This window comes from Pseudomonas fluorescens (genome assembly GCF_900215245.1).
Classification (GTDB): Bacteria; Pseudomonadota; Gammaproteobacteria; order Pseudomonadales; family Pseudomonadaceae; genus Aquipseudomonas; species Aquipseudomonas fluorescens.
Map to the genome: position 1 here is coordinate 4,482,660 of NZ_LT907842.1, position 24,020 is coordinate 4,506,679.

The 24,020-nt window shown below is 60.5% G+C and carries 21 protein-coding genes; 12 read left to right on the top strand and 9 right to left on the bottom strand.

Translation table 11 applies throughout. The annotated features are described in order from the left end of the window. The first annotated feature begins 89 nt into the window (after positions 1-89). From tssI to CPH89_RS21070, 4 genes are read left to right on the top strand one after another with little or no spacing between them, the layout of a single operon-like run. Positions 90-2,105 (top strand): type VI secretion system tip protein TssI/VgrG, encoded by a 2,016-nt coding sequence (gene tssI / locus CPH89_RS21055; RefSeq protein ID WP_053255442.1) that lies wholly within the window; start codon positions 90-92, stop codon positions 2,103-2,105. Beyond that, positions 2,105-2,941, top strand: a complete 837-nt coding sequence (locus tag CPH89_RS21060; protein WP_053255403.1) for a DUF4123 domain-containing protein — start codon at positions 2,105-2,107, stop codon at positions 2,939-2,941. Before tssI ends, CPH89_RS21060 begins: the two co-directional genes overlap by 1 nt. Then, positions 2,934-3,716: a hypothetical protein gene (locus CPH89_RS21065; protein ID WP_053255404.1), complete on the top strand. Its 783-nt coding sequence runs from the start codon at positions 2,934-2,936 to the stop codon at positions 3,714-3,716. The genes CPH89_RS21060 and CPH89_RS21065 overlap by 8 nt, the downstream gene beginning before the upstream one ends. A 14-nt stretch (positions 3,717-3,730) precedes the next feature. Next, on the top strand, positions 3,731-5,887 hold the full coding sequence (locus CPH89_RS21070; RefSeq protein ID WP_053255405.1) for a lipase family protein: 2,157 nt from the start codon (positions 3,731-3,733) through the stop codon (positions 5,885-5,887). A gap of 9 nt (positions 5,888-5,896) precedes the next feature. Here CPH89_RS21070 and codA read toward each other — a convergent pair whose 3' ends face one another. From codA to queD, 6 genes are all read right to left on the bottom strand, one after another. After that, a complete protein-coding gene (gene codA / locus CPH89_RS21075) occupies positions 5,897-7,132 on the bottom strand; it encodes a cytosine deaminase (protein ID WP_053255406.1) in 1,236 nt (411 codons plus the stop codon). Positions 7,133-7,251: 119 nt separating this feature from the next. Beyond that, positions 7,252-8,520 carry a cytosine permease gene (gene codB, locus CPH89_RS21080; protein WP_053255407.1) on the bottom strand — a complete coding sequence of 423 codons (1,269 nt, stop codon included), beginning with the start codon at positions 8,518-8,520 and terminating at the stop codon, positions 7,252-7,254. Positions 8,521-8,677: 157 nt separating this feature from the next. After that, positions 8,678-9,301 (bottom strand): NUDIX hydrolase, encoded by a 624-nt coding sequence (locus CPH89_RS21085; protein ID WP_053255408.1) that lies wholly within the window; start codon positions 9,299-9,301, stop codon positions 8,678-8,680. A 9-nt stretch (positions 9,302-9,310) separates the two neighbouring features. Next, entirely contained in the window at positions 9,311-9,751 is a 441-nt protein-coding gene (locus CPH89_RS21090; protein ID WP_053255409.1) for a GNAT family N-acetyltransferase, read from the bottom strand. Between the two features lie 25 nt (positions 9,752-9,776). Next, the gene (locus CPH89_RS30425; RefSeq protein WP_167422754.1) at positions 9,777-9,950 is read right to left on the bottom strand and encodes a helix-turn-helix transcriptional regulator; all 174 of its coding nucleotides are present in this window, start codon (positions 9,948-9,950) and stop codon (positions 9,777-9,779) included. A 67-nt stretch (positions 9,951-10,017) separates the two neighbouring features. After that, positions 10,018-10,374: a 6-carboxytetrahydropterin synthase QueD gene (gene queD, locus CPH89_RS21095; RefSeq protein WP_003237990.1), complete on the bottom strand. Its 357-nt coding sequence runs from the start codon at positions 10,372-10,374 to the stop codon at positions 10,018-10,020. A gap of 257 nt (positions 10,375-10,631) precedes the next feature. Here queD and CPH89_RS21105 point away from each other — a divergent pair, with 257 nt between their 5' ends. Together CPH89_RS21105 and CPH89_RS21110 are read left to right on the top strand one after the other, a co-directional pair. Beyond that, positions 10,632-11,054 carry a hypothetical protein gene (locus tag CPH89_RS21105; protein WP_141125167.1) on the top strand — a complete coding sequence of 141 codons (423 nt, stop codon included), beginning with the start codon at positions 10,632-10,634 and terminating at the stop codon, positions 11,052-11,054. A gap of 118 nt (positions 11,055-11,172) precedes the next feature. Continuing rightward, positions 11,173-11,814 carry a LamG domain-containing protein gene (locus CPH89_RS21110; protein WP_053255412.1) on the top strand — a complete coding sequence of 214 codons (642 nt, stop codon included), beginning with the start codon at positions 11,173-11,175 and terminating at the stop codon, positions 11,812-11,814. Positions 11,815-12,030: 216 nt separating this feature from the next. Here the strand turns inward: CPH89_RS21110 and CPH89_RS21115 are convergent, their stop codons facing one another. Further along, positions 12,031-13,110: a patatin-like phospholipase domain-containing protein gene (locus CPH89_RS21115; protein WP_053255413.1), complete on the bottom strand. Its 1,080-nt coding sequence runs from the start codon at positions 13,108-13,110 to the stop codon at positions 12,031-12,033. A gap of 261 nt (positions 13,111-13,371) precedes the next feature. Between CPH89_RS21115 and CPH89_RS21120 the strand changes: the two genes are divergently transcribed. Genes CPH89_RS21120 through CPH89_RS21130 form a run of 3 tightly spaced genes read left to right on the top strand, consistent with a single transcriptional unit; the run spans position 13,372 to position 15,679 of the window. After that, entirely contained in the window at positions 13,372-13,695 is a 324-nt protein-coding gene (locus tag CPH89_RS21120) for a PepSY domain-containing protein (RefSeq protein ID WP_053255414.1), read from the top strand. Next, positions 13,695-14,363 carry a response regulator transcription factor gene (locus CPH89_RS21125; protein ID WP_053255415.1) on the top strand — a complete coding sequence of 223 codons (669 nt, stop codon included), beginning with the start codon at positions 13,695-13,697 and terminating at the stop codon, positions 14,361-14,363. The genes CPH89_RS21120 and CPH89_RS21125 overlap by 1 nt, the downstream gene beginning before the upstream one ends. Continuing rightward, positions 14,360-15,679 carry a sensor histidine kinase gene (locus tag CPH89_RS21130; RefSeq protein WP_053255416.1) on the top strand — a complete coding sequence of 440 codons (1,320 nt, stop codon included), beginning with the start codon at positions 14,360-14,362 and terminating at the stop codon, positions 15,677-15,679. The genes CPH89_RS21125 and CPH89_RS21130 overlap by 4 nt, the downstream gene beginning before the upstream one ends. A gap of 78 nt (positions 15,680-15,757) precedes the next feature. On the opposite strand, the gene CPH89_RS31040 is transcribed toward CPH89_RS21130, so the two are convergent. Further along, positions 15,758-17,905 (bottom strand): methyl-accepting chemotaxis protein, encoded by a 2,148-nt coding sequence (locus CPH89_RS31040; protein ID WP_053255417.1) that lies wholly within the window; start codon positions 17,903-17,905, stop codon positions 15,758-15,760. Positions 17,906-18,150: 245 nt separating this feature from the next. Here CPH89_RS31040 and CPH89_RS21140 point away from each other — a divergent pair, with 245 nt between their 5' ends. Both CPH89_RS21140 and CPH89_RS21145 read left to right on the top strand, forming a co-directional pair. Further along, positions 18,151-19,470, top strand: coding sequence for a Na+/H+ antiporter family protein (locus tag CPH89_RS21140; protein WP_162232023.1), 1,320 nt, complete (start codon positions 18,151-18,153; stop codon positions 19,468-19,470). 63 nt (positions 19,471-19,533) lie between these two features. Then, positions 19,534-21,213, top strand: a complete 1,680-nt coding sequence (locus CPH89_RS21145) for a methyl-accepting chemotaxis protein CtpM (RefSeq protein ID WP_053255419.1) — start codon at positions 19,534-19,536, stop codon at positions 21,211-21,213. 55 nt (positions 21,214-21,268) lie between these two features. Here the strand turns inward: CPH89_RS21145 and trhP are convergent, their stop codons facing one another. Next, positions 21,269-22,582: a prephenate-dependent tRNA uridine(34) hydroxylase TrhP gene (trhP, locus tag CPH89_RS21150; RefSeq protein WP_053255420.1), complete on the bottom strand. Its 1,314-nt coding sequence runs from the start codon at positions 22,580-22,582 to the stop codon at positions 21,269-21,271. A 358-nt stretch (positions 22,583-22,940) separates the two neighbouring features. Between trhP and CPH89_RS21155 the strand changes: the two genes are divergently transcribed. Continuing rightward, positions 22,941-24,008: an AI-2E family transporter gene (locus tag CPH89_RS21155; protein ID WP_053255421.1), complete on the top strand. Its 1,068-nt coding sequence runs from the start codon at positions 22,941-22,943 to the stop codon at positions 24,006-24,008. The last annotated feature ends 12 nt before the right edge of the window (positions 24,009-24,020 follow it).

Here is a 24,020-nt window from a genome sequence, read left to right on the forward strand (position 1 = left end):
GAGCGTTCAGGCGCTTTTCCCCGGCCGTTAAAACAGCCTCCGAGGGAGAAAGCCTTTCAATCAAATTCTTGATGATGGGTAACTTGCGGATGGTTGATGCGTTTGCTCTTTCACGTTTCAAATTGATACTTTCAGAATTAAACAACGACTTTCAGGTGCTCGCGTTCAAAGGCCGCGAAGTCGTTGATCAGCCGTATTTTATTAAACTGCAGTTAGTCAGTGAGCATCCCTCCCTGGATCTGGAGGCGCTGCTCCACCAGCCCGCTTACCTGGATTTCGGCGAAGCCGGCGCCGGGCTGCACGGGCAGGTCTACGCAGTCGGCCGGTGTGACCCAGGTGTTCGACTCACCCGCTACCATCTCACTTTGGCCCCGCGCCTGGCGTGTCTTGCCCATCGGCGCGACCAGCGAATTTTCCAACAACGCAGCGTGCCGCAGATCATTGCGGCGGTCCTTGAGCACCACGGCATACTAGCCGACGCCTATGCCTTCGAACTCGGCCCGGTGGTCTACCCGCCACGCACGTTCTGCGTGCAGTACGCGGAAACCGATCTGCACTTTATCCAGCGGTTGTGTGAGGAGGAGGGCATTCATTACCACTTTCGCCACAGCCCGAACAATCATCTGCTGGTGTTCGGCGATGACCAGACGGTGTTTCGGCGCTTGGCCGCGCAGCGCTTTTGCTCGACGGGCGAGCTGGCGGCGCAAGCGAGAGCGATCCGGCGCTTCGACCTGTGCCTGGAAACCCGCACTCGGCAAGTGGTGCTGCGCGATCATGATTTCCAGCATCCGTCGTTGCGCCTGCAAGACACGGCGGGTCCTGCATCGGCGCACCCCCTTGAAGACTATCGTTATCCCGCCGGTTTCACCGCTCATGCACGGGGCCGGCAATTGGCGCGTCGTGGCGTGGAGCGCCATCAGAGCGACCGTCATCGCGCACTGGGCACGAGCGACCAACCGGCGTTATGCAGCGGCCATTTTCTTGAGCTGTGCGAACACCCCGATCCTGCCTGCAATGACTTGTGGTTGCTCACCTCGGTGCGTCATGAAGGCTATCAGCCGCAGGTGCTGGAGGAAGCGGTGTTTGCCGCGGACACCGTCCAGGGGTATCGCAACCGATTCACCGCAACACCCTGGGGCGCAGTGCACAGGCCGGCCCTCAAACACGCGAAGCCGACCATTCAAGGCAGCCAGACTGCCACTGTGACGGGTCCGGCAGGCGAGGAGGTGCATTGCGACGCCTATGGCCGGGTGAAGGTGCGCTTTCATTGGGACCGTCTGGATAACAGCGACGACAAAAGCAGTGGCTGGGTGCGGGTGGCATCCGGTTGGGCAGGCGATGGCTTTGGCGCAATGCTGATTCCGCGCGTGGGCATGGAGGTACTGGTGACCTTCCTGGAGGGCGACCCTGACCAGCCGTTGATCAACGGTTGCTTACCCAACGCGTCGCACCGGCCTGCTTATCCGTTGCCGCAACACAAGACGCGCAGTGTATTGCGCAGCCGCAGTTCCCTGGGTGGCGCGGGTGCCAATGAGTTGCACCTTGAAGACCGCCACGGCGAGGAACTCATCTACCTGCGCGCCCAACGTGATCTGGAGCAGCGAGTGGGCCATGACAGCCGCCTGGAGGTGGCCGGAGAGCGCCGTGAAATCATTCGCGGATTAAGCACGGTTCAGCTGGAAAACGGCGAGTATCGATCCATCACGGGTGATCGCAAGGTCGAGCTCAAAGCGAGCGATCATTTGCACGTTCAAGATCACAGCCAGACACATATTGGTCAGTCCATGGTCATCGAGGCTGGGCAGCAGATCTACCTCAAGGCTGGCGCCAGCCTTGTCATCGATGCCGGTGCACAGCTGAGTTTCAAGGCCGGGGGCGAGCACCTGCTGATCCAGGCGGGTGGCATTTTCAGCAGCAGGCCAATCACCGTCGGTGGCTTACCTGCTGTGCGGCCAGCTAACCCTTTGTGGGCAGCGGGTGTACCGAACCTCTCGGCGGCGCAGGGTGCCATTCTGGACATGGCCCGACAGTTGGGCGCGGACTTCTGCCCTGTGTGCGAGCAATGCCGCGAAGGACGTTGCACCGTCACGCAGAGGGCCGCTTGATGCCGAGTGAGCCAGGCCAGTGGATGGCCCAACAGCACCAGGCGGGGCGCCGACTGTGCTTGATCCTTGACGGTAATCACGACGCACGCCAGTCGCTGTTGGCGGGGCGCAACCTGGCGCAGTATTGCAGCCTGTACGGTGAGACAGCCGTGGCCGAGCTGGCAGCGGCAGGCCCGGTTATTTTGCTGCTGGAACAGGTGAATGAGCCCGCGCTGGTCGATCTGTTGCAGCATCCAGAGGCGAACTGGGGCTGGCTGGGCAGCCTGCCCGGCGACGACCTGTCCGAGGTGGTCCGACACTGGCGCGATCGCCTGGTGGTAGGCGCGACGGGAAGCCAGGCCCTGTATCGCTTTCATGATAACCGTACCTTGGCCCGTGCCCTGGCCCATTTGCCGAACGCGCAGTGGCCGGCGTTCCTCGGCCCGCTGGTCAGTGTGTGTTATTGGCACGCCGGCCATTGGTGTCAGAGCGAAAACCCGATGCCCGGCGAGTATCCGGTCCCTGTCCCCGCACCTTGGCTGAACACGCCCAATCCTCAGGCCGAAGTCATCCTGCACGCGAATATCCTGCGCTACCTGCTGACCGAGCACAGCGAAAGCCTCGCGACGCTGGTTGAGTTCCAGGACCCCAGGGTCTGGCTAAACCAAGTGCTGCAACACGCCCGTGCCTGGCAATGGCGGGAGCCACACCAGCTTGAATTTTTGGTCGTGCACAGGTTGGAAGAGGCGACGCAAGGCAGCGTGATTCGTTGGCCGCCGATGGAGGGCGAGGCGCCAGCTGATCATTTTGAACGGGTGGTGGAGCAGTGGCAAAGGTTGGGAGATAAACATGAGTAGGTGGGTACGCAGCGTTTGGCTTGCACTTGGAATCGGGTGGCTATCGGGGTGTGCGGTGGGGCCGGTTGATCGCTTTACGCTGGAGGTGGATTTACCGGCGCAATTTCGATTCATCGGCGCGGCTAACTATAGGCCCGCGAGAGGGCAAATCTGCAGGTTGCCGGAACGTCGAGGCAAACGGCCTGAACGCAAGATCTTTATTGCTCACTACAAACCAGTGGCCGAACGGGTGAGCTATGACCTGCCTTTAACTGAAACCATCGAGGGATGCCCTTCGGTGCTGCGGAGCGTGGAATTCAGTTTTTATGCGAAGTGGGGCGCGCGCGACACTGATGTTGGTGGGGATTTTGGGACGATCTACTTTACCGACCCTATAGAAAGTGAAGGGGTGGCGGGAATGCCGGAGTCAGGTGTGCAGGAATTGCCTGGGCAATGTCAGTGGTTTTTTAGGACGGTGGGGCCCCTGCATGTGATCAGGAAAATTATGCAATGCAGATCGTTGGACGCAATGGGCCAGCGGCAAAAATCGCTTGCGGGTGGTGTTGTACAAAGAGATCCGTTAGTTGGAAAAAAACTAAGGCTGACGCTTACGGTTACAGACGAGGAGGAGCCGGCTTTTGACCGGCGGTGGATAGCCGTACCGGGCGGTTGGAAACGCTGCCGGGGGAAAAGTTTTGAGGATTTGGTCGGGGTTTGCGGCCGCAATATTCTGGAATTTAAACCGATAACGATGCCGGATGGACGTACTTGTGATGTCTATCCAACGTGCAATTAACAAGGAGTTGATTGATGAGGCAGGAAGCATGGAAGCAAGCTTTTTTCAGTAGCAAGATGCCTGTTTGCGCGTTGAAGGGGCATTGGGTGAGCCTTTGTCTGGTCGATGAAGCTGGCAGTGGGGCGGCTTACGGCGGACTCGCATACACGATTCGCGACAGTGCAGGTCATCAGTACAAGGGAAGGTTGACAGGGGAGGGATACGCCAAGCTACAAGGGTTTTACTGCGGCCCCGTCGTTCTTATTCTGGAGGGGCTATATTCTGGAGAAGAGCAACCGTATCTTGAATTGAGTACGCGCAGAGCTTACAGGTTACCTATCACCGAACTTCAAATCCGCGCCGAAAAAACACGCTTTTCCGCCGCTGATGGCCAACGCATCGAGGGCAATCCTGCACAGCGCCAAGCTGACCGGTTTTATCAGGTTGAAGTGCGCGACCTGGTCCGGCATGTCGCCCACCTGCCGCCGTTAGCGCCAAGAACCTATCAACCTCAACGGCATGCGCTAAAAATGATGGACGAGCTGGGGTTCGGTCCACCCCAACCCACTTTGTCAGGCGTCGTTCTGTTTCCTAACCTGCACACTGTTCTTGAAGTGCGACCTTTGCGTGCCTTGCGCCCGATCTTATCCATCGATGATCGATTTTGTGCCCTGAACCTTTACCAACTGGCACTGATGTCCACGTTGAGTTATTGCGGTTTTGGCCAGCAACCTCCAAAGCATACGGTGGATCAAGTCAGTTTCCCCCTGGACCCCAGCGTTGGGAATGTATTCGCAGAAAAACTATCGGGGTTTCAGCAAGCCTGGAAGGTAGACCGTGATCAGGTTCAGCGTTTCTACCCCATCTATGAAGATGTTCCGTACTCCCATCGTTTTGAGATTGTGCCCTTCGATCCGCAGCTGTACCTCCGGAACCGTCAGGAGCTTGGCGAGGCACAGGAGCACCCGGCACGCGTGCACTTTTTTGATGATGAAGCATACGGCACGGATACTCAGGCGTTTATCAGTCATCACAGTGACGTGATCCTGATCGCCGTACGAGGTACCGCCAGTGGTGCCGACGCACTGCGAGACGCAAATGCCCACCAAGTGCCCTTTTCCGAAGGTGTTGGCAAAGCCCATGAGGGTTTTTACCAAGCCTATCGAGCGATGCGAGATTTCGTATTGCACTACCTCGACCTGTTCCACAGCGGCCAGCGCATTGTGATTTGCGGTCACAGCCTGGGAGGCGCCATCGCTTTGCTGTTGGCGGAAGGGCTGCGTCGAGTTCCCGGGTCGCAGTACAACATCCTCCTCTACACCTATGGCGCGCCTCGCGCCGCTGATTCAGAGTTCGCCGACGGCGCCTCATCCCTGATCCACCACCGCATCGTCAACCACAACGACCCAGTGCCCAGCGTGCCCGCCACGTGGATGAATACCACCGCCAAACTGTGGGTCCCGGGCGCCGTCACGCTTTTCAGGGCCCCCGCAGCGGGTGGCCTGCTGTTCGCGGCGGGCCTGGTACGCGTGGGGGGTAATGCTTACCAGCATCACGGCGAACAACAGCACTTCATGCCGCTCAAACTGCCGGACGGTACGCGCTCCTCGGTGTTATGGAAGCCTGGCTGCGAGTCCATCCTGGAGGCCGGCTGTAACCGTGCGTTGCAACTGCAGGGCGATATGCCAGGCCGCGACAACTTGCTCAAACAGCTGTTCCAGGCGAACCAGCACTTTATGACCGCCAGCTACATACCGGCAGCCTGGGCCACCTTGCGCCGCTGGCAACAAACCCTGGAGAGCCAGGGGCCCTTGGTCACACCGAGAGAGTTTGAGTTACTCGACCTTGCACTGGAAACCATGACTCGACAGTTGCGCGACAAGAACCGTGAACTTGAGCGTCACCGCCCCGCGAACCAGCGCGGCTATGGGCACGAACACAACCAGGCACTCAACGCGGAAATTGACCGCTTGCACACCAGCCGTCGCCGCCTGGAATCCTTGCGTTGGCGCCGCTTGGATGCGCGAGACGTGTATGGAAGTCAGGCTGATTCCCTGCAGTTGCAGCCCAGCCTGAAGCGTTGGTTCAGCCACCGTGAAAACCGTGAATTGGCGCAAGTCGCCAGTATTCCTGCGCCTATTCATGGCGGCCCGTTGAACCCACAACCGTTGGATATCGACTCGATCGTCTAGTGGTTGGTTTTACAAAAACTCCACCTGCGCCGGTTGCCGCTTCATCAGCACCTTGCCATTACGGATCGAGTAGAGCGGCAGGCCCTGGCTGCGGATCACCTCGTATTCGCTGTTTGCCGAAAGGATCAACAGATTGGCCGGGCGCCCGGGCTCCAGGCCATACCGGTCACCCAAGGCCATGGCCTTGGAGCTGTTGTCGGTCACCAGGTCCAGGGCGCTTTGCAGGGTGCGGTAACCGAGCATGTGGCAGATGTGCAAACCGGCTTCCAGCACACGCAGGATGTTGCCATTACCCAGCGGGTACCACGGGTCGACGATGGAGTCCTGGCCGAAGCAGACGTTCATGCCGGCCTCAAGCAGCTCGTTGACGCGCGTGACGCCACGGCGTTTTGGAAAACTGTCGAAGCGACCTTGCAGGTGGATACTTTCGGTGGGGCAGGAGACGAAGCTGATTCCTGAGTGCCCCAACAGACGAAACAGTTTGGCGCAGTAAGCGTTGTCGTAGGAACCCATGGCCGTGGTGTGGCTGGCGGTGACGCGCGTGCCCATGTCGCGGCTGCGGGCTTCTTCGGCAAGGACCTCGAGAAAGCGCGAGTGCGGATCATCGGTTTCGTCGCAGTGCACGTCCACCAGGCAGCCGGTACGTTCGGCCAGGTCCATGAGAAATTTCACCGAGCTCACGCCTTGGTCGCGGGTGTATTCAAAGTGCGGGATACCACCGACCACGTCGGCGCCCAGGCGAATGGCTTCCTGCATCAGCTCGCGGCCATTGCGGTAGGACTCGATGCCCTCCTGCGGAAACGCCACGATTTGAAGGTCGATCAGGTGCGTGCTTTCTTCGCGGACTTCCAGCATGGCTTTCAGCGCGGTCAGGTCTGGGTCGGTGACGTCGACATGGGTGCGGACATGCTGGATGCCGTGAGCGGCCAGGGCCTGAATAGTTTGCTTGGCGCGGGTCTTGGTGTCTTCCTGGGTGATGGTGGCCTTGCGCTCGCCCCAGCACTCAATGCCCTCGAACAATGTTCCACTCATATTCCAGCGCGGTTCGCCGGCAGTAAGGGTGGCATCAAGGTGGATATGCGGCTCGACGAAGGGCGGTATCACCAGGTTACCGGCGGCGTCCAGATCGCCAGGCCTTAACATCGGCGCCGTGGTGTGTGGCGTGATACTGGCGATCCGGCCGTGTTCCAGGTGCAGATCATGCAGGCCTTCACGGTTGCGCAGGCGAGCGTTGATGATATGCATGGGCAAGTTCCTCTTGGCTAATGACAATCAGGCAGACAGCGCCAGATTATCCGGGCTGTTGCGATGTTCTGCCTGGCGCGTCGGCCATCAGGTTACCATCCCCGTGACGCCAGCCAGACTCATACCTGTGCGTCGGCCAGCGGTGCCCGTACGCGCAGCACGGCGCTCAGGCCAATGTAGGTGAGGGACGCGGCAACAATCCCCACCAACGGTGCCACCCAGGGTGAGTGGAACGCCAGCACGGTGCCCACGGCATATGCCACCAGCCCAGGCCAGTTGAAGGCCGGCAAGCGGGTGTCGGCCAGGCGCGGATATTGGCCGCGATACCGGTAGAAGAAGTCCGCCATGATCACCCCGCCAATCGGCGGGATCACGGTGCCCAGCAGAATCAGGTAAGGCACCAGCAGGTCGTACATGCCGAGCAACGCCAGCAGGGTGCCGATTACCGCGCCGGCCAGGGTCACCGTCTTGCGCCTGCGGGTGCGCAGCAAATTGCAGCCTGCCACGGCGAAATTGTAGATGGTGTTGTCCTGGGTGCTCCAGATGTTGAGCAGCAACATGGCCATCGCGGCCATCGCGAAACCTTGCAGCAGCAAGACTTCGACCACGTCCGGCTGCTGATAGACGATGGCGCCGTAGGCCCCGATCAATACCATCAAACCGTTGCCGATAAAGAAGCCGATCAGGCTCGCCAGCACCGCGACTTTGGCCGAGCGAGAAAACCGCGTCCAGTTGGTGGCCTGTGTCGCGCCGCTGACAAAGGTGCCGAACACCAGCGTGATCGCGGTGGACAAGTCCAGCTCGCCGGTCGGCACCACCGCCAACAGGCCGTCCAGGCCGCCGATTTTGTGGGTGGCAACCGCCATCGACAGAAACAGCAAGATGCCCATGGCCGGCACCGCAATGTACGAGAGTATCTCCAGCCCGCGATAGCCCACATAGGCCGTGGCGCAGAACATCAGGCCGAACACCACCATCAATGCCAGCACCGTGCCTTGGCTCAGTTCGAAATATTTACCCAGCACCACGGCGGCAGTGGCGGTGCCCCAGGCGTACCAGCCAATCTGAGTGAAGCCTAAGATCAAGTCACTGAGCTTGCTGCCCACCTCGCCGAAGCAGAAACGCCCCATCAACACCGAGTTCAAGCCGCTTTTAAAGGCGATGTAGCCCAGGCCTGCCGCGTAAATACCCAGCAACAGGTTACCCAACGCCACGACACCGAGCAGGTCGGTGAAACTGAAGGCTACGCCCAGCTTGCCGCCGGCAAACATGGTCGCGGTAAAAAACGTAAACCCCAACAGGACCATGGCAGTGGACGCCAGGCCTTTGCGCGCATGCATCGGCACTTCGCTGAGGGGGTAATCGTTGCCCGGTTCTTGCTGCGTCATGGCCTTGCTCCCTGGATGACTGACGCAAGGCTGTTGCACTGCGCGTGCCAAACCAACAGTGCAGTGTAGAGGGCGTCAAACAGGTACGTATCGTCGCAAGGCCTGTCCGTTGTGCCCGGTCGGGCACGAAAGCAGTGCAGCGGTGATACACATTGGATCAGTCGAACAGCGTTTGGGTGAGCTCGCCGCGATGAAACGCAAAGGCTGCTTCAAGATCGCTTTCGATGGTGCGCCCACGGGACAGCGGCGGCAGGTCGTGCAGGGCAAAAAAGCCCACTTCAGTGGTTTCCAAACCCGCCATCGGTGCCAGTTGGTCCACCCGTTCGCAGAGGAAATACAGCTTGTAGAAGTCCCGCACGTCGGGGCGATAGAGGCCCTTGGCCTTGTGCATGACGCTATACAGCGTGCGTGCCGTCACGCTTAGCCCGGCTTCCTCGCGGATCTCCTTGACGATGTTTTCCGCCGCCGATAAACCGATATCGGCGTAACCACCTGGCAGCGCCCAGCAACCATCCGTCGATTCGCGCACCAGCAGAATCCGATCGCCATCGATCACAGCGCCGCGCACTTCAATCATCGGCGTTGAATAGCGCTTGGCAAAATCCGACACCAGCCCGGTGATGCGCTCCAACGGCACATCTGCCAACTGTGCCAGCATGCTGTGGGCGATTTCGGCGATTTCTTCAAGGCGCTCACGCTCGAAATCGTCGGTGCAAAAGTGCAGCCCTGTGGACGCCAGTGCCTGTAAGCGCTTGGCCTGGGCCAGCCAGATGTTTTCCATGGGGTTCTCCTAAAGACGCTTGGTCATGTACACACGGTGCAGGCCGTGTTCCTCGACGCGATGGGTTTCCACATAGCCGCGGCGCGTGTACAGCGTGATGTTTTCAGTCATCGCTACGTGGGTATACAGGCGGATGGTCGCGTAACCCGCAGCGAGTGCCTCTTGTTCGGCAAAGTCCATCAACTGCCGTCCGAACCCCTGGCCCTGGGCATTGGGGGCGACGGCCAGGTTTGCCAACAGCAAGTCGTCATCGGTATTGAGCAAGATGATAAAACCCTGGAGTCGCCCGGCGTAGTCCAGCACGTGCACGTGTCCTGCCGCGACCCACTGGCGATAGTCCTCAAGCATCGGCCCAGGCTTGCGACCGATCCGTTCGATGTAAGGCGAATAGGCGGCCTGGACGATGGCCTCGATGGTCGCAACATCAGCAGCAGTGGCGGGGCGCATCATTGCAGCGGGCTCCTGTCAAAATCGATCAGTTGTTCGGTGCCTCGAAGATCACCTCGATACGGCGTTCGAACACCTTGGAGATCTTGAACGCCAGAGGCAAGCTCGGATCATGCCGGCCGGTGTTGATCGCATGCAAGGTGGCGCGCGATACACCCAGGTGCCGCCCATGACTGCCCACACCCAGTGGAGGCGGGTACATGCTTTATCGAGGACGCTTGCCAGGCATAAAAAAACCATCCGCAGGTGGTTCTTCAGCACGTCATCGCTTATTCGCCGCGATAGATACAGCCACTGGTGCAGGTCTCATGGATACGAATTGCACTGAGTTCCGGCAGCAAGGGTTTGAGCTCAGTCCAGATCCACTTGGCCAGCACTTCGCTGGTCGGGTTTTCCAGGCCTGGGATGTCATTGAGGTAGTTGTGGTCGAGGCGTTCATAGAGCGGCTTGAAAATCGCCTTGATCTCCGAGAAGTCGCGAATCCAGCCGGTATGGGGATCCAGGTCGCCGCTCAGGTGGATCGCCACTTTGAACGAATGCCCGTGCAGGCGCCCGCATTTGTGGCCCTCCGGTACGTGGGGCAGGCGGTGGGCGGACTCGAAGGTAAACTCTTTGAAGATTTCCACGGTGTGACCTGTAGGGCTTGTGTTGCGTGGGTTTGAAGTGATTGTCAGTGTTTGATGCACTGATCAATGTACTGATAGGTCGTTGCTGGGCGTGATTGAGGCCATCCATTCGGCGCTTGCCGACTGGCGCCAGGCGACCGAGTTGGGGCGTATTCTAACCTGTTTTGGCAACGCGCTCTTCCTGCTCGCCGATAAACCCGCACAATACCCACCGTTTCAAGGCTCGCCACTGAGCGTTTTTTGCCTCGGGGGCAACCATGGCCTTTACCAACACAAATGCTACCGAGCCGAATGGTTCGAGCGATCGTTCAGACCTTACCTGGTGTGGAAGGCTGGGTAAAACCCTGAAGCGTTGGGCCGGCATGAAAGCGGCGCACGCCGGCACCTCGGCGCAGAAACCGTCGGCCCTTGAGCACCCGCCTGAAACCGCTGGTCTCGCACTGGTGCCGGTTGATCGAGAACCGCAACAGACCGCTGCCGATGTGGCGATATTTTCCAACCTGGGCAATTTGGACCGGCTCAATGCGGCTATTTCCGAGGGCACCGTACGCATTGCTTTTGCGGGCGATTCAATTGTCGAAGGCGATCGCGACGGCCTTTACGAGCACTCGGTTGTGCCCACGCTGATGCGGGCTTTGCGCGAGCAGAACCCTGCGACATCTAACGGTCCTGGATATTAACCGACTGTTCAATATTCACCGCGCCGGTGTCGATGTCGATAAGCTCAGTTTTATTCGCGACGATAACCTTGCCAGTTACCCCTCCGGCTGGAGTCCGGAAACAGGCACGACATTCGCGGTGTCCGGTTCGCCTGAGCAATACACCCTCAAGGGGCGTGGCGCTGCGATGTTCAACAGGGCGTGCCAGGATGTCAGTTTGTCGGCTACTTTCACGATGCCCAGTTGGTCTGGACAAATTGGCGCTATTCGCTATCGGTCCATGGGCTCAGGCCTGAGTCAGTACACTGCGCAAGTCACAGCCAACCAGGTCCTGCTTTACTGGGGCGGCACTGTGATTGGTCGGTCAGCCGTTTACGCAGCCATCCCGGATGGAACGTCGGTCAGCATGAACGTGACGGTTCGCGGGGCCAGGCACGAGGTGTATCTGAATGGCGTTAACGTTATTTCCGTGTATGACTTCAACAACCTGCGGTTCGGTAAAGTCGGCTTGGTGGTGTCAGGCGCAGAGGGCACCATCTCCAATTGGGTGGCGAATTTGGGTGTTCCTGAGGCTCACGGTGCGCCCGATTTAAACGACATTGAAATCTATGGATTAGGGGATTTCGGCACCAACCCCGGCAGTGTGGGCGGAAACACCATCAACCACCCCACCAAACTCGCGAACGCTGTTATTTGGGGCGGTGCGTTGAGTCCTTTGCTGCAGCATATCCGGTCGCAGCCAAGGGGCGGCATGCCAGCCTCGACTCAAGCCACTCACTGACGCTCGACGCTTGGCAATGTGGGGCGGCGTGCATTCAGTACGCTGCCTCATCCGTTTTGGGCGCGTGATACGCGTCTGCCCGACGCCCGCATAGTGCGTGAAGCTAAAACGCTGGCAATCTTAGTTTTTGCATCGAAATGTCAACGGCGGGGCGCTGCAGTAACGGTCTGAGCGTGCGGCGAGGACACCGCTCACGCTGAGAAGATCGCTGTTGCGTTAAAGAGCCTGCAAGTGCTCGCCCAATTTGCCGTTGTCCGCCCACTCCAGAAACTCATCCCCCAGCCGTTGGCTCTCGCTCATCGCGGTTTGCCAGTATTTGTTGCGGCTCGGGTCATCGCCCATGAAACGCTTGAAATCGCTGCGGTCCGGCAATTTGCCGTGGGGCAGGCGGGCCAGGTAGTCCTTGGACGGTGCCAGCAGTAATACATCCTGCAAACCCTGTTGATTGCTGCGTCGCCATGGCAGGCCCTTGTCGAACCAGCCGGGGATAACCCGGTCGGTAAAGTGCGGGTACAGCACGATGTCATCGCCGTGGTAGGGCAGGTCGAGGTGGTAGTCCAGCAGGCCGCCGTCACGGTAAGTGCCGGCGCCCGCGCCGGGCAGGTCGCGCACGCCTTGCATCACCATGGGGATCGAGCCGGAGGCCAGCAGTGCCTGGCGCAGGTTGCCCAGTTCCAGGTCAAGGAAGCGCGATGGGAAATCCTTCAACGGATGCACCGGCGGCGCCTGGCGTGGGTCATGGATGATCAGCCGCTCGAAATGCCGCGACAGCCGCGCGCGGCCCCGCAGGTTGTCGGCAATCACCGACGACAGGCCCAGGCCCAGCCGCCCACGGTGGTCATCGGCAAGCAGCCCGTGGCTCTTGACCACCATGATGTTCAGGCGATAGTTGGGGTTGTCCAGCACCCGAGCATCGCGGCCGGCCAGCAGGTCATCGAGCATGCGCTGGCAGCTATGGCTGACGTCGGCCATGGTCACGCCTTTGGCAAAGCGCTGTTCGTTATACAGGCGGCCGAGGTCGAGCAGGCCTTGCACCGGGTCGGGCAGGCACGCGCTGGCAAACCGCCAGGAGCCGATGGACGCGCCGATCAGTGCGCGTTCGCGCGGCGCGCGGGGCAGCCACTCGCCGAACAGCGCCAGGTCCAGGCCCTGAATACCCAGGGCTTTGGGGCCACCGGCCGCGCCGGGGAGAATGCCGACATCTGCCGGCGCAAGGCCGTGTTCGCGAATGCGCGTAAAGGCGCGTTTGCCGGCCTTGAGGGTCAGGGCGGGAAACTTGATGTGGATGGCTGTCATACCGGTCTCTTTTGACGCGAGGAGGGCAGTATAGAAAATCTGGCGCGATGAGGGAAAAGCGCTTGGCTAAAATTGCCATGGTGGCAATTCAGTTTCAGTTAAGTTGCCAGGGTTAACGTGGGGTCGCGTAGGACATGCCCCCGGAAACGCACGCTTACGTGAAAACCCTCACGGGTTGGTTCGCCCCCCGTATCATTGTCCCATCGCCTATTTGGCCCCAGCCCATCACCGGGCCGCCCTCAAGGAACATCAGGACACGCAATGAAGGTAAATCTAAGCGCAGGCCGGCAGGTGGTGTTGGTATTGATACTCACCAGCTCAAGCCTGTCGGCCCACGACCTTGGTCAGGACGAAGCCTTGCGCCTGCGCCAAACGGGCGTTATCGCCCCGCTGGAGCACTTGTTGGGCCCGGCGTTCGAACGCTACCCAGGCGCCAAGCTGCTGGATGCCGAACTTGAAGAGCACAAGGAGCGCCCGGTGCGCTATATCTACGAAATCGAGCTGTTGACCGTCGAAGGTGTGGTACGTGAAATCGAGCTCGACGCCAGCACCGGTGAGTTACTCAAAGATAAGGAAGACGACTGATGCGCCTGCTTCTGGTGGAAGACAACGTACCGCTGGCCGATGAACTGTTGGCGGGCCTGCAGCGCCAGGGGTACGCCGTCGACTGGCTGGCCGATGGGCGCGACGCCGCGTATCAAGGCCGCAGCGAACCCTATGACTTGATCATCCTCGACCTCGGCTTGCCAGGGCTGCCCGGGCTGGAGGTGCTCGCGCAGTGGCGCGCAGCCGCTCTGGCCACCCCGGTGCTGGTGCTGACCGCACGCGATTCATGGGCCGAGCGTATCGAAGGGCTCAAGGCCGGCGCCGACGACTACCTGAGCAAACCTTTTCACCCTGAAGAACTGCACTTGCGCATCCAGGCCCTGTTGCGCCGCTCCCATGGCCAGGCCAACCAGCCGACTTTGCAAGCGGCCGGCTTGCATTTGGATGAAGGGCGCCAGTGTGTGCTGCGTGACGGTGACGAGATCCAACTGACGGCCGCCGAATTCCGCCTGCTGCGCTACTTCATGCTGCACCCGGAACAGATTCTGTCGAAAAGCCACTTGGCTGAACATTTGTATGATGGTGAGACCGAGCGTGACTCCAATGTATTGGAGGTGCACGTCAACCACCTGCGCCGCAAGCTGGGGCGCAGCGTGATTGAAACCCGGCGCGGCCAGGGTTACCGATTTGGCGCCGCCCCGGCATGAGGTCGATCCAGCGGCGCCTGAGCCTGGGGCTGATCAGCGTGATGGTGGTGGTGGGCGTGGTGCTCGCGCAGACCAGTTTGTGGCTGTTCGAGGCCGGCTTGCAGCGCTACCTGGATGCTGGGTTGCGCAACGACAGCGAGAACCTGCTGGTGGCACTGGTGCGCGGGCCGAACGGTGTGCAACTGGATGAGCAACGCCTGTCACCGGCGTATCAGCGACCGTTTTCCGGGCACTATTTCCGCATTGATTTTGCCGACGAGCACTGGCGTTCACGCTCGCTCTGGGACCAGGAGTTGCCGCGCCTGCCCGAGGCCGGGCTCAAGGGTAACCTGCAATTGGGGCCGGAAGGTCAGCAACTGCTGGTGTTGCGTTCGGACTACAAGCGCTTCGGCCAGTCGATTTCAATCAGCGTGGCTCAGGACTACACGCCTGTGCGGGAAAGCTTTCGCCTGATGCGCCAGATTGGTCTGGTGCTGGGGCTGGCGGCGCTGTTACTGGTGCTGATCCTGCAACGGGTCACGGTGCGCCGCGCCTTGCGGCCGCTGGAAACCGCCCGTGAGCAGATTGCTCAGCTGCAACAGGGCCAGCGCTCGCAACTTGATACTCAAGTGCCGCTGGAACTCGAGCCGCTGGTGGCGCAGATCAACCACCTGTTGGCCCACACCGAAGACAGCCTCAAGCGTTCGCGCAATGCCTTGGGCAACCTCGGCCACGCGCTGAAAACGCCGTTGGCGGTGTTATTGAGTGCGGCGTCAAGCGAGGTGCTCAAGGACCATCCGCAGCTGAGCAAGTTGCTGCGTGACCAGCTTGAGCAGGTGCAACAACGCCTCAACCGCGAACTTAACCGTGCCCGTCTTGCCGGTGAAACGCTGCCGGGGACCTTGTTTGATTGTGAAAAGGAACTGCCCGGCCTGCTGGCCACGTTGAACATGATTCACGGCGAACACTTGGACTTGAGCTACCACGTTGCGCCCGGCCTGCAACTGCCCTGGGACCGCGAAGATCTGCTGGAGTTGTTGGGCAACCTGCTGGACAACGCCTGCAAATGGGCGGACGCCGAAGTGCGCTTGAATGTCAGCGAAACCGCGCACAGCTATCTACTGGCGATCGAGGACGACGGCCCGGGCATCCCGCATGCCCAGCGCGACCAGGTGTTCAGCCGTGGCACGCGCCTGGATGAACAGGTCGACGGCCATGGCCTCGGTCTAGGGATTGTGCGGGATATCGTCGAGGTGTGGGGCGGGGTGCTGCAGTTGCAGGAGAGTGAGCAGGGTGGGCTCAAAGTGCTGATCGAGCTGCCCAAGCGCCACGGTTGACACCGCGCAGGTCAACCCGTGGGCGGGGGCTTTCACTCACCTGGGCCCTTCATCGGGCCCAGGGTGTGTGCCATTCGCTTAAACGCGGAACTGATCCATCAGCCCCTGCTGCTGATTCGCCAGGCTGTTCAACGCCTGGCTGACCCGCGCCGATTCATTCGCTTGTTCCGACAACGACTCGGTCACATCTCGAATCGTCGCGACATTGCTGTTGATCTCTTCGGCCACCGCGCTTTGTTCTTCGGCGGCGCTGGCGATTTGCAGGTTCATGTCGCTGATGACCGTGACGGCCTCGCCGATCTGGCGCAGGGCGGTGACCGCCTGGCCGACCTGCTCGACACTGCCCTGAGCCTGGCGATAGCTGTTGCCCATGGAACTGACCACCTCGGTGGTGCCGCTTTGCAGATGCTCGATCACCAGGCGGGTTTCTTCTACCGACTCCTGGGTGCGTCGCGCCAGGTTGCGGACCTCGTCGGCGACCACCGCAAAGCCACGGCCGGCCTCACCGGCGCGCGCGGCTTCGATGGCAGCGTTGAGCGCCAGCAGATTGGTCTGCTCGGCAATGCCGCGAATCACTTCCAACACCGAACCGATTTTCTCGCTATTGGCGGCCAGGCCTTCGACCTGGGCCATGGCCGTACTCATATCGGCCGCCAGGTGGCCGATGTTGGTGGTGGTGCGGTCGATCACGGTCAAGCCTTCACGGGTGGCCTGGTCGGCGTCGCGCGCAGCCTGTGCCGCTTGGGCGGCGCTGCGGGCCACATCCTGGGCGGTGGCGCTCATTTCGTGGGAGGCGGTCGCCACCTGATCGACCTGGCGGTATTGCTGCTCCATGCCGGCGCTGGTTTCGCTGGCAATCGCGGCGGACTGGTCGGCGGTGCCACGGGCGTCCTGCACCGAGCGTTTCACCTGGGCAATAATCGGTTGCAGCTTGTCCAGGAAGCGGTTGAACCAGCCGGCCAGTTGCCCCAGCTCATCCTTTTTGTCATAGGCCAGGCGGCGGGTCAGGTCGCCTTCGCCGCTGGCGATGTCTTCCAGCATGCGGGCTACGCCGAGGATCGGTCGGGTTACGCTGCGCGCCATCAGCCACACCAGGATCAAGCCAATCACCGCGGCCAGCAGGCCCAGGCTCAGTTCCAGCCAGGTGCCACGGGCGTTATCGGCGTCCAACTGTGTCTTGAGCGCTTCGGCCGGGCCGACCAGGACTTTTTCCGGCACATCCAGCAACACACCCCACGGTTTGCCGCCGGGAATCGGTGTGAAGGGCGCCAGCACCTTGAGTTGGTGGTCGGCGCGCAGGCTGTGGGTCTGCGTGCTGCTGGCCAGGGCATTGATCAATTGCGCACCGCTGGCGGGGTAGACCTTGTCCAGGCGCTGGCTGAGTTTGCTGGCGTCCGCGCTGTAGCCGGCGAGCAAGCCGGTGGGGCTGAGGATGCTGACCTGGGTCTGGCCGTCATACAGCTTCTGGCTGGCCTGTTGGCTAACGGCTTGCAGGCTGTTGAGGTTGATGTCCGCCGACAACGAGGCGATGACTTTGCCATTGACCATCAGCGGGAAGACGATGCTGGTCATCAGCACGTTTTGCCCGTCGATCATATAAAAGTACGGTTCGATGACGCAGGGTTTCAGGGTGGTGCGCGGGCAGGTGAACCAGGCGTTGGCTTTCTCGCCGCTTGGGCCTGTGCTGGTGTCGGACATGTCGCTTTCGGGCAATGCCATGGAGGTCAGTTTGCCGGGTGTCGGCTGCGACCAGTAGAGAGCGAATCGGCCTTTGTCGTTGCTGCCCAGTTCGGCCTGGTTGGCGAACAACTCATCCTTGCCGTCCAGCGCATTGGCTTCGAACACCAGCGACAAACCGAGCAAGTCCGGGTTGGCCTGCAGCGCAGCCTTGACCTGGCGGGTCAGGTCTTCGCGCGTGTCGAAGGCATCGAGAAAGCGTTTTTCAGCCTGTTCGCGCAAAAACAGCACCTGGCGTGAAAAGCCATGGCCGTACTGGAAGGCATCCATGAATTGCTGACGAATACCCAGCGCCTGTCCTTCACCTTGCGCCTCGATGCGGGCCTGGGCGGACTCGTCGAGCATCTGCATGCTGGAGGCCTTGACCTGTTGCGAGCTCTGCTCCATGCGGTACAGCGACAGACCCACCAGCAGGGTCACGATTCCCAGCAGGCAGAGGCCGGCGAGCAGGGTGATTTTCCATTGTATGGAGAGCTGTCTGAGGAACATCGAGGAGCATCCTTAGCCTGAAAACACAGAGAGTCAGGCTATCGGCCGCTTTTCGGCTTTCTTTATTGTTTAAACGTTCAATTGAAAGCTGAAAAGCGACGCCGTTTTTTGACATGCGCGCCCGGCTGCTGCAAAGTGCGCGCCCTCTAATAAGACCTCTTAAAGCCTGCACGCTGGCGCCACCTCAATGGCCGCCCGGGCGCGGGTATGCCTGGTTTTTATGTTTCTGTCTTGAGGTAACCATGATTAACGCAGTCATCGCCGCGGTCGGCACCATGCTGGTGCTCAGCCTGTCCCGCGTGCATGTGGTCATCGCCATTATTGTCGGCGCCCTGGTGGGTGGCTTGACCGGTGGCCTTGGCATCGAGGCCACGCTCAAGGCGTTCAACGGTGGTTTGGGCGGCGGTGCGACCGTGGCGCTGTCCTACGCCTTGCTCGGCGCTTTCGCGGTGGCGATTGCCAAATCCGGCTTGGCTCATGCCTTGGCGGACAAGGCGCTGCTATTAGTCGATCGTCAGGAAGCCAGCGGCGGCAGCCACGTCAAATGGCTGCTGATCGGCCTGTTGTGGGTGGTAGCGATTGCGTCGCAGAACATCCTGCCGATCCATATCGCGTTTATCCCGTTGCTGGTGCCGCCGCTGTTATACGTGTTGACCAAGCTGCAACTGGACCGCCGCCTGATCGCCTGCGTGATGACCTTCGGCCTGATCACGCCTTACATGTTCCTGCCGGTAGGCTTCGGGAATATCTTCCTTAACCAGATCCTGCTGGCCAATGTGGCCAAGAGCGGCGTGGACATCAGCCAGGTCAATGTCACCCACGCCATGGGCCTGCCCGCGTTAGGCATGGTGGTCGGCCTGCTGGTGGCGGTGTTTGTCAGCTATCGCAAAAAGCGCGTGTACGACCTGGAAAAAATCGAGCGGGTCGAGCAAGTCGCGGTGCATTACAACCCGCTGACCTTGCTGGTGGCCGGGCTGGCGATTGCTTCGGCGTTCATTATTCAACTGTGGCTGGACTCGATGATTATCGGTGCCCTGGCCGGCTTCCTGATCTTCTCGGTGTCGGGCATCGTGCGCTGGCGTGAGACCGACGACCTGTTTACCGAAGGCATGAAAATGATGGCGATGATCGGCTTCATCATGATCGCCTCTTCGGGGTTTGCCGAAGTGCTCAAAGCCACCGGTGATGTGCGTTCGCTGGTGGAAACATCGGCGGCATTCATCGGCCATAGCCGTGGGGTGGGCGCGTTGCTGATGCTGCTGGTAGGCCTGCTGGTGACCATGGGCATTGGTTCGTCGTTTTCCACGGTGCCGATTCTTGCCGCGATTTTCGTACCGCTTTGTGTGCAACTGGGCTTCAGCCCGTTGGCCATCGTGTGCATTGTCGGCACGGCCGGTGCGCTGGGCGACGCCGGCTCGCCTGCGTCAGACTCAACGCTCGGCCCGACCTCCGGCTTGAACATCGACGGCCAGCACCACCATATCTGGGACACGGTGGTGCCGACTTTCCTGCACTACAACATTCCATTGCTGGCGTTTGGCTGGATTGCTGCGATGACGCTCTAACCTACAGATAATTTGTAACTGGCCGTTAACCTCTCAAGTCGCCACGAATAAGAGAGAAAAGCCATGCGTCTGAGTTTGAAGGCCAAAGTCCTGTCCCTCGCCGTAGTGCCGGTGTTGCTGTTTGCGGTGGTCATCAGCCTGACCACCGTGTGGATGCTCCAGGGCCAGGCGCGCAACGAGGTGGATGAAACCCGCCAGCGCCTGCTCAACGACGCCAAAACCACGCTGAAAAGTTATGTGGAAGTGGCCATGACCACCATCAAGCCGCTCTACGATGCTGCCGCGCCGGGCGACACCGCCGCGCGGGCGGAGGTGGTCAAACTGCTCTCCAACACCACCTACGGCAAGGATGGCTACTTCTTCGGCTACGACTCCGAGACCATTCGCCTGTTCAAGGGCAACAGCCCGGACGGCGTTGGCAAGAGCTTCAAGGACAACCGCGACCCCAATGGGGTCTACGTCAACCGCGACCTGGTCAAGGTCGGCAAAGACGGCACTCACTACCTGCAATACAGCTCGACCCAGCCGGGGCAGACCGAACTGGTGCCCAAGCTGGGTTACACCGAGTACCTGCCGAAGTGGGACATGGTGATCGGTACGTCGGTCAACCTCGACGGCATTGAAGCCCAGGTGGCGGTGGTCGAGGCCAAGGTCGAGAAACGCATGGAGGGCGTGCTGCTGAGTATTCTCGGCGTGGCCGTGGTGGTGCTGTTGGTGATTGCTGCCGTGGGCATGGTGACGGCCAATACCATCCTGCGTCCGCTGAACCTGATGAAAGCCAACCTCGACGATATCGCGGCGGGCGAGGGCGACTTGACCCGCCGCCTGGCCATTACCAGTCAGGACGAACTGGGCGATCTGGCCGGCGCATTCAACCGTTTTGTCGACAAGATCCACAGCCTGGTGCGCCAGATCACCGAGATGACTGCGCAGCTCACCGGCCTGGTGAGCCAGGTGTCGGACCAGGCCCAGCGTTCCGAGCAGGCCATGGAGCGCCAGCGCCATGAAACCGATCAGGTCGCTACCGCGATCAACCAGATGTCTTCCGCTGCGCAAGAAGTCGCGCGCAGTGCGCAGGGTGCGTCGGTGGCGGCACAGCAAACCGATGTGGAAGGCCAGGCCGCCAAGCGTGTGGTGGACGGCAGCATCGCGCAGATCCATGCCCTGGTGAACGATATTCGCAGCAGCGGCGTGTCCCTCGACAGCCTGCAACAGGACGTGTCGTCGATTGTCAGTGTGCTTGGCGTAATCCGCTCGATTGCCGAGCAGACCAACCTGCTGGCGCTCAACGCTGCCATCGAAGCCGCGCGGGCCGGCGAGGCCGGGCGTGGTTTTGCCGTGGTCGCCGACGAGGTCCGCGCCCTGGCCAGTCGCACCCAGACCAGCACCCAGGAAATCCAGGGCATGATCGACCGCCTGCAAAAAGGCACCGAAGCCGCTGTAGATTCGATGCGCCGCTCCAGCGATGCGGGCGACGGCACCTCAGCCCGCGCCAACGAAGCAGGGGCCTCGCTGGACACCATGGCCCAATTGATCGGCACGATTAATTCCATGAACGCGCAGATTGCCAGCGCGGCGGAAGAACAGACCGCCGTGGCCGAAGAGATCAACCGCAGCGTGCATCAGATCGCCGTGGCGGTGGACAGCGTGGCTGATGAAACCCAACTGGGTGCCCAGACCTCACGTAGCCTGGCGGACCTCGGCCAGCGGTTGGGGCAGCTTGTCGGTCAGTTCCGGATCTGACCACATCTGGCTTGGCGGCAGGGTTGTCTGGCGTTAAAACCAGGCCGGCGCCCTGTCAGATATCCCGCATCAGCAAGCCAAACTGCAGGTCCATCTGCGCCGGCAGCGGCACATAAACGGTGTGCCCATCCCCGGGCGCCACCTCGATGGCTTCGCCCTGGGCGTTGTGCAGCGTGGCCAGGTCGAAGTGAAAGTTTCCGGCGGGGGTCATCAGTTCCAGGTGATGACCCACGGCAAAGCGGTTTTTCACCTTGACCTCGGCCAGCTCGCCCCGGCGCTCGCCGGTCAATTCGCCGACAAACTGCTGACGTTCCGATACCGAGCTGCCGTTCTGGTAGTTCTGGTATTCGTCATGCACATGACGGCGCAAAAAACCTTCGGTGTAGCCGCGTTGCGCCAGGGACTCCAGGTCGGTCATCAGGTTACGGTCAAAGGCTCGGCCGGCCACCGCATCATCAATGGCTTTGCGATACACCTGGGTGGTGCGCGCGCAGTAGAAGTGGGATTTGGTACGGCCTTCGATCTTCAGCGAATGCACGCCCATGTGGGTCAGGCGTTCCACATGCTGCACCGCGCGCAGGTCCTTGGCGTTCATGATGTAGGTGCCGTGCTCGTCCTCGAACGCGGGCATCTGTTCATCGGGGCGCTGGGTTTCTTGGAGCAGAAACACCTGATCGGTCGGCGCGCCGATTCCCAGCGTAGGCTGAAATTCCTGGACGATATCGCCGGTGGCGTTCTCCACCGCCGGCATGGCCTGGTATTTCCAACGGCAGGCATTGGTGCAGGTGCCCTGGTTGGCGTCGCGTTTGTTCATGTACCCGGACAGCAGGCAGCGCCCGGAATAGGCCATGCATAAAGCACCGTGCACGAACACTTCCAGCTCCATCGCCGGCACGTGCTGGCGAATTTCACCGATCTCTTCCAGTGACAGCTCCCGCGACAGAATCACCCGGCAGATGCCTTGCTGCTGCCAGAACTCCACACTGGCCCAATTCACCGTGTTGGCCTGCACCGACAAGTGAATCGGCATCGAGGGGAAGTGGCGCCGCACCAGCATGATCAGCCCCGGGTCGGACATGATCAGCGCATCCGGGCCCATCGCGATGACGGGGGCCAGGTCTTTGAGGAAGGTTTTCAGTTTGGCGTTGTGCGGCGCGATATTCACCACCACGTAGAAACGTTTGTCCAGTGCGTGGGCTTCGTGGATGCCGAGCGCCAGGTTGGCATGGTCGAACTCATTGTTACGCACCCGCAGGCTGTAACGCGGCTGGCCGGCGTAGACCGCATCGGCGCCGTAGGCGAAGGCATAGCGCATGTTTTTCAGGGTGCCGGCGGGGGCGAGCAACTCGGGGGCGATCACAGGGGGCATGGGCTCAAGTCGTAAAAGGTCGCGAGGGTAAAGGAGCCGGCAGCCGCTTTTATTGATCCAGATCGTCCTTTTGCTGATTTTGTATCGCCAGCGGGTTCGTGACGCGCGCGCGATACCTCAAGCGCCTCCGAGCCGTACGTAAAGCCCTGGACGCAGCGCTCCGAAACGGATCGCCTGATGGGCACCGGCGTGCGCCCTGCGGAATAAGTGCTCTATTGAGTGAGGCGCGGTCGGATGCCTCAAGCCATTGAGCGATGCGGTCTATGCTCGTTCTATAAACAAGGGCACTCCCAGGTTTCGCAGCGGACTAAGCATCAGGGCTTACGAAGGCCCTTTGCTTTTCTGACATGGACCGGACATGAACCAAACGAACCTGCAATTCAAAACCCTGCTGTTGTTGCTGGCCCTGGTGACCATCGCCTTTATCTGGATATTGCTGCCGTTCTACGGCGCGGTGTTCTGGGCGGTGATCCTCGGCATTATCTTTGCCCCGATGCAGCGGCGCCTGCAGCTGCGGTTTGGCTGGAACCGCAACCTGACATCCCTGGCCACCCTGACGGTGTGCCTGCTGATTGCCATTTTGCCGGTGATCATTACCAGCGTGCTGCTGGTGCAAGAGGGCGCGACCCTCTATAACAATATCGAGAGCGGAAAGCTGGATGTGGCGGGGTATATCGAGCAGTTCAAAAACGTGCTGCCGCCGTACTTCCAGCACCTGCTTGACCGCTTCGGCATGGGCAACCTGGAAGGCCTGCGGGAAAAAATCGTCAAGAGTGCAATGCAAGGCAGCCAGTTCTTTGCAACCCAGGCATTCAGCTTCGGCCAGGGTACGTTTGATTTCCTGGTGAGCTTTTTCATCATGCTGTATCTGCTGTTTTTCCTGCTGCGCGACGGCCCGGAACTGGTGCGCAAGGTCCGTACGGCGGTGCCGCTGGCCGAGCCGCAAAAGCGTCGGTTGCAGCTCAAGTTCAACCGGGTGGTACGCGCGACGGTCAAGGGCAACGTGCTGGTGGCGGTGACCCAAGGTGCGCTGGGAGGGTTGATCTTCTGGTTTCTGGACATTCCCAGTGCGTTGCTCTGGGCGGTGCTGATGGCGTTTCTTTCGCTGTTGCCGGCGGTCGGCGCAGGAATAGTATGGGCGCCGGTGGCTGCCTACTTCCTCTTGAGCGGGTCGATCTGGCAGGGCGTGGTGCTGGGACTGTTCGGCGTGTTCGTGATTGGCTTGGTGGACAATGTGCTGCGCCCGATCCTGGTAGGTAAGGACACCAAGATGCCGGATTACCTGATTTTGATCTCGACCTTGGGCGGCCTGTCGGTGTTCGGCCTGAACGGGTTTGTGATCGGCCCGCTGGTAGCGGCGCTGTTTATGTCCAGTTGGGCGTTGTTCGTGGAAAGCAAACCACGGGTCAAACTGCCGTTGCCCTAGACGTTACAGCGA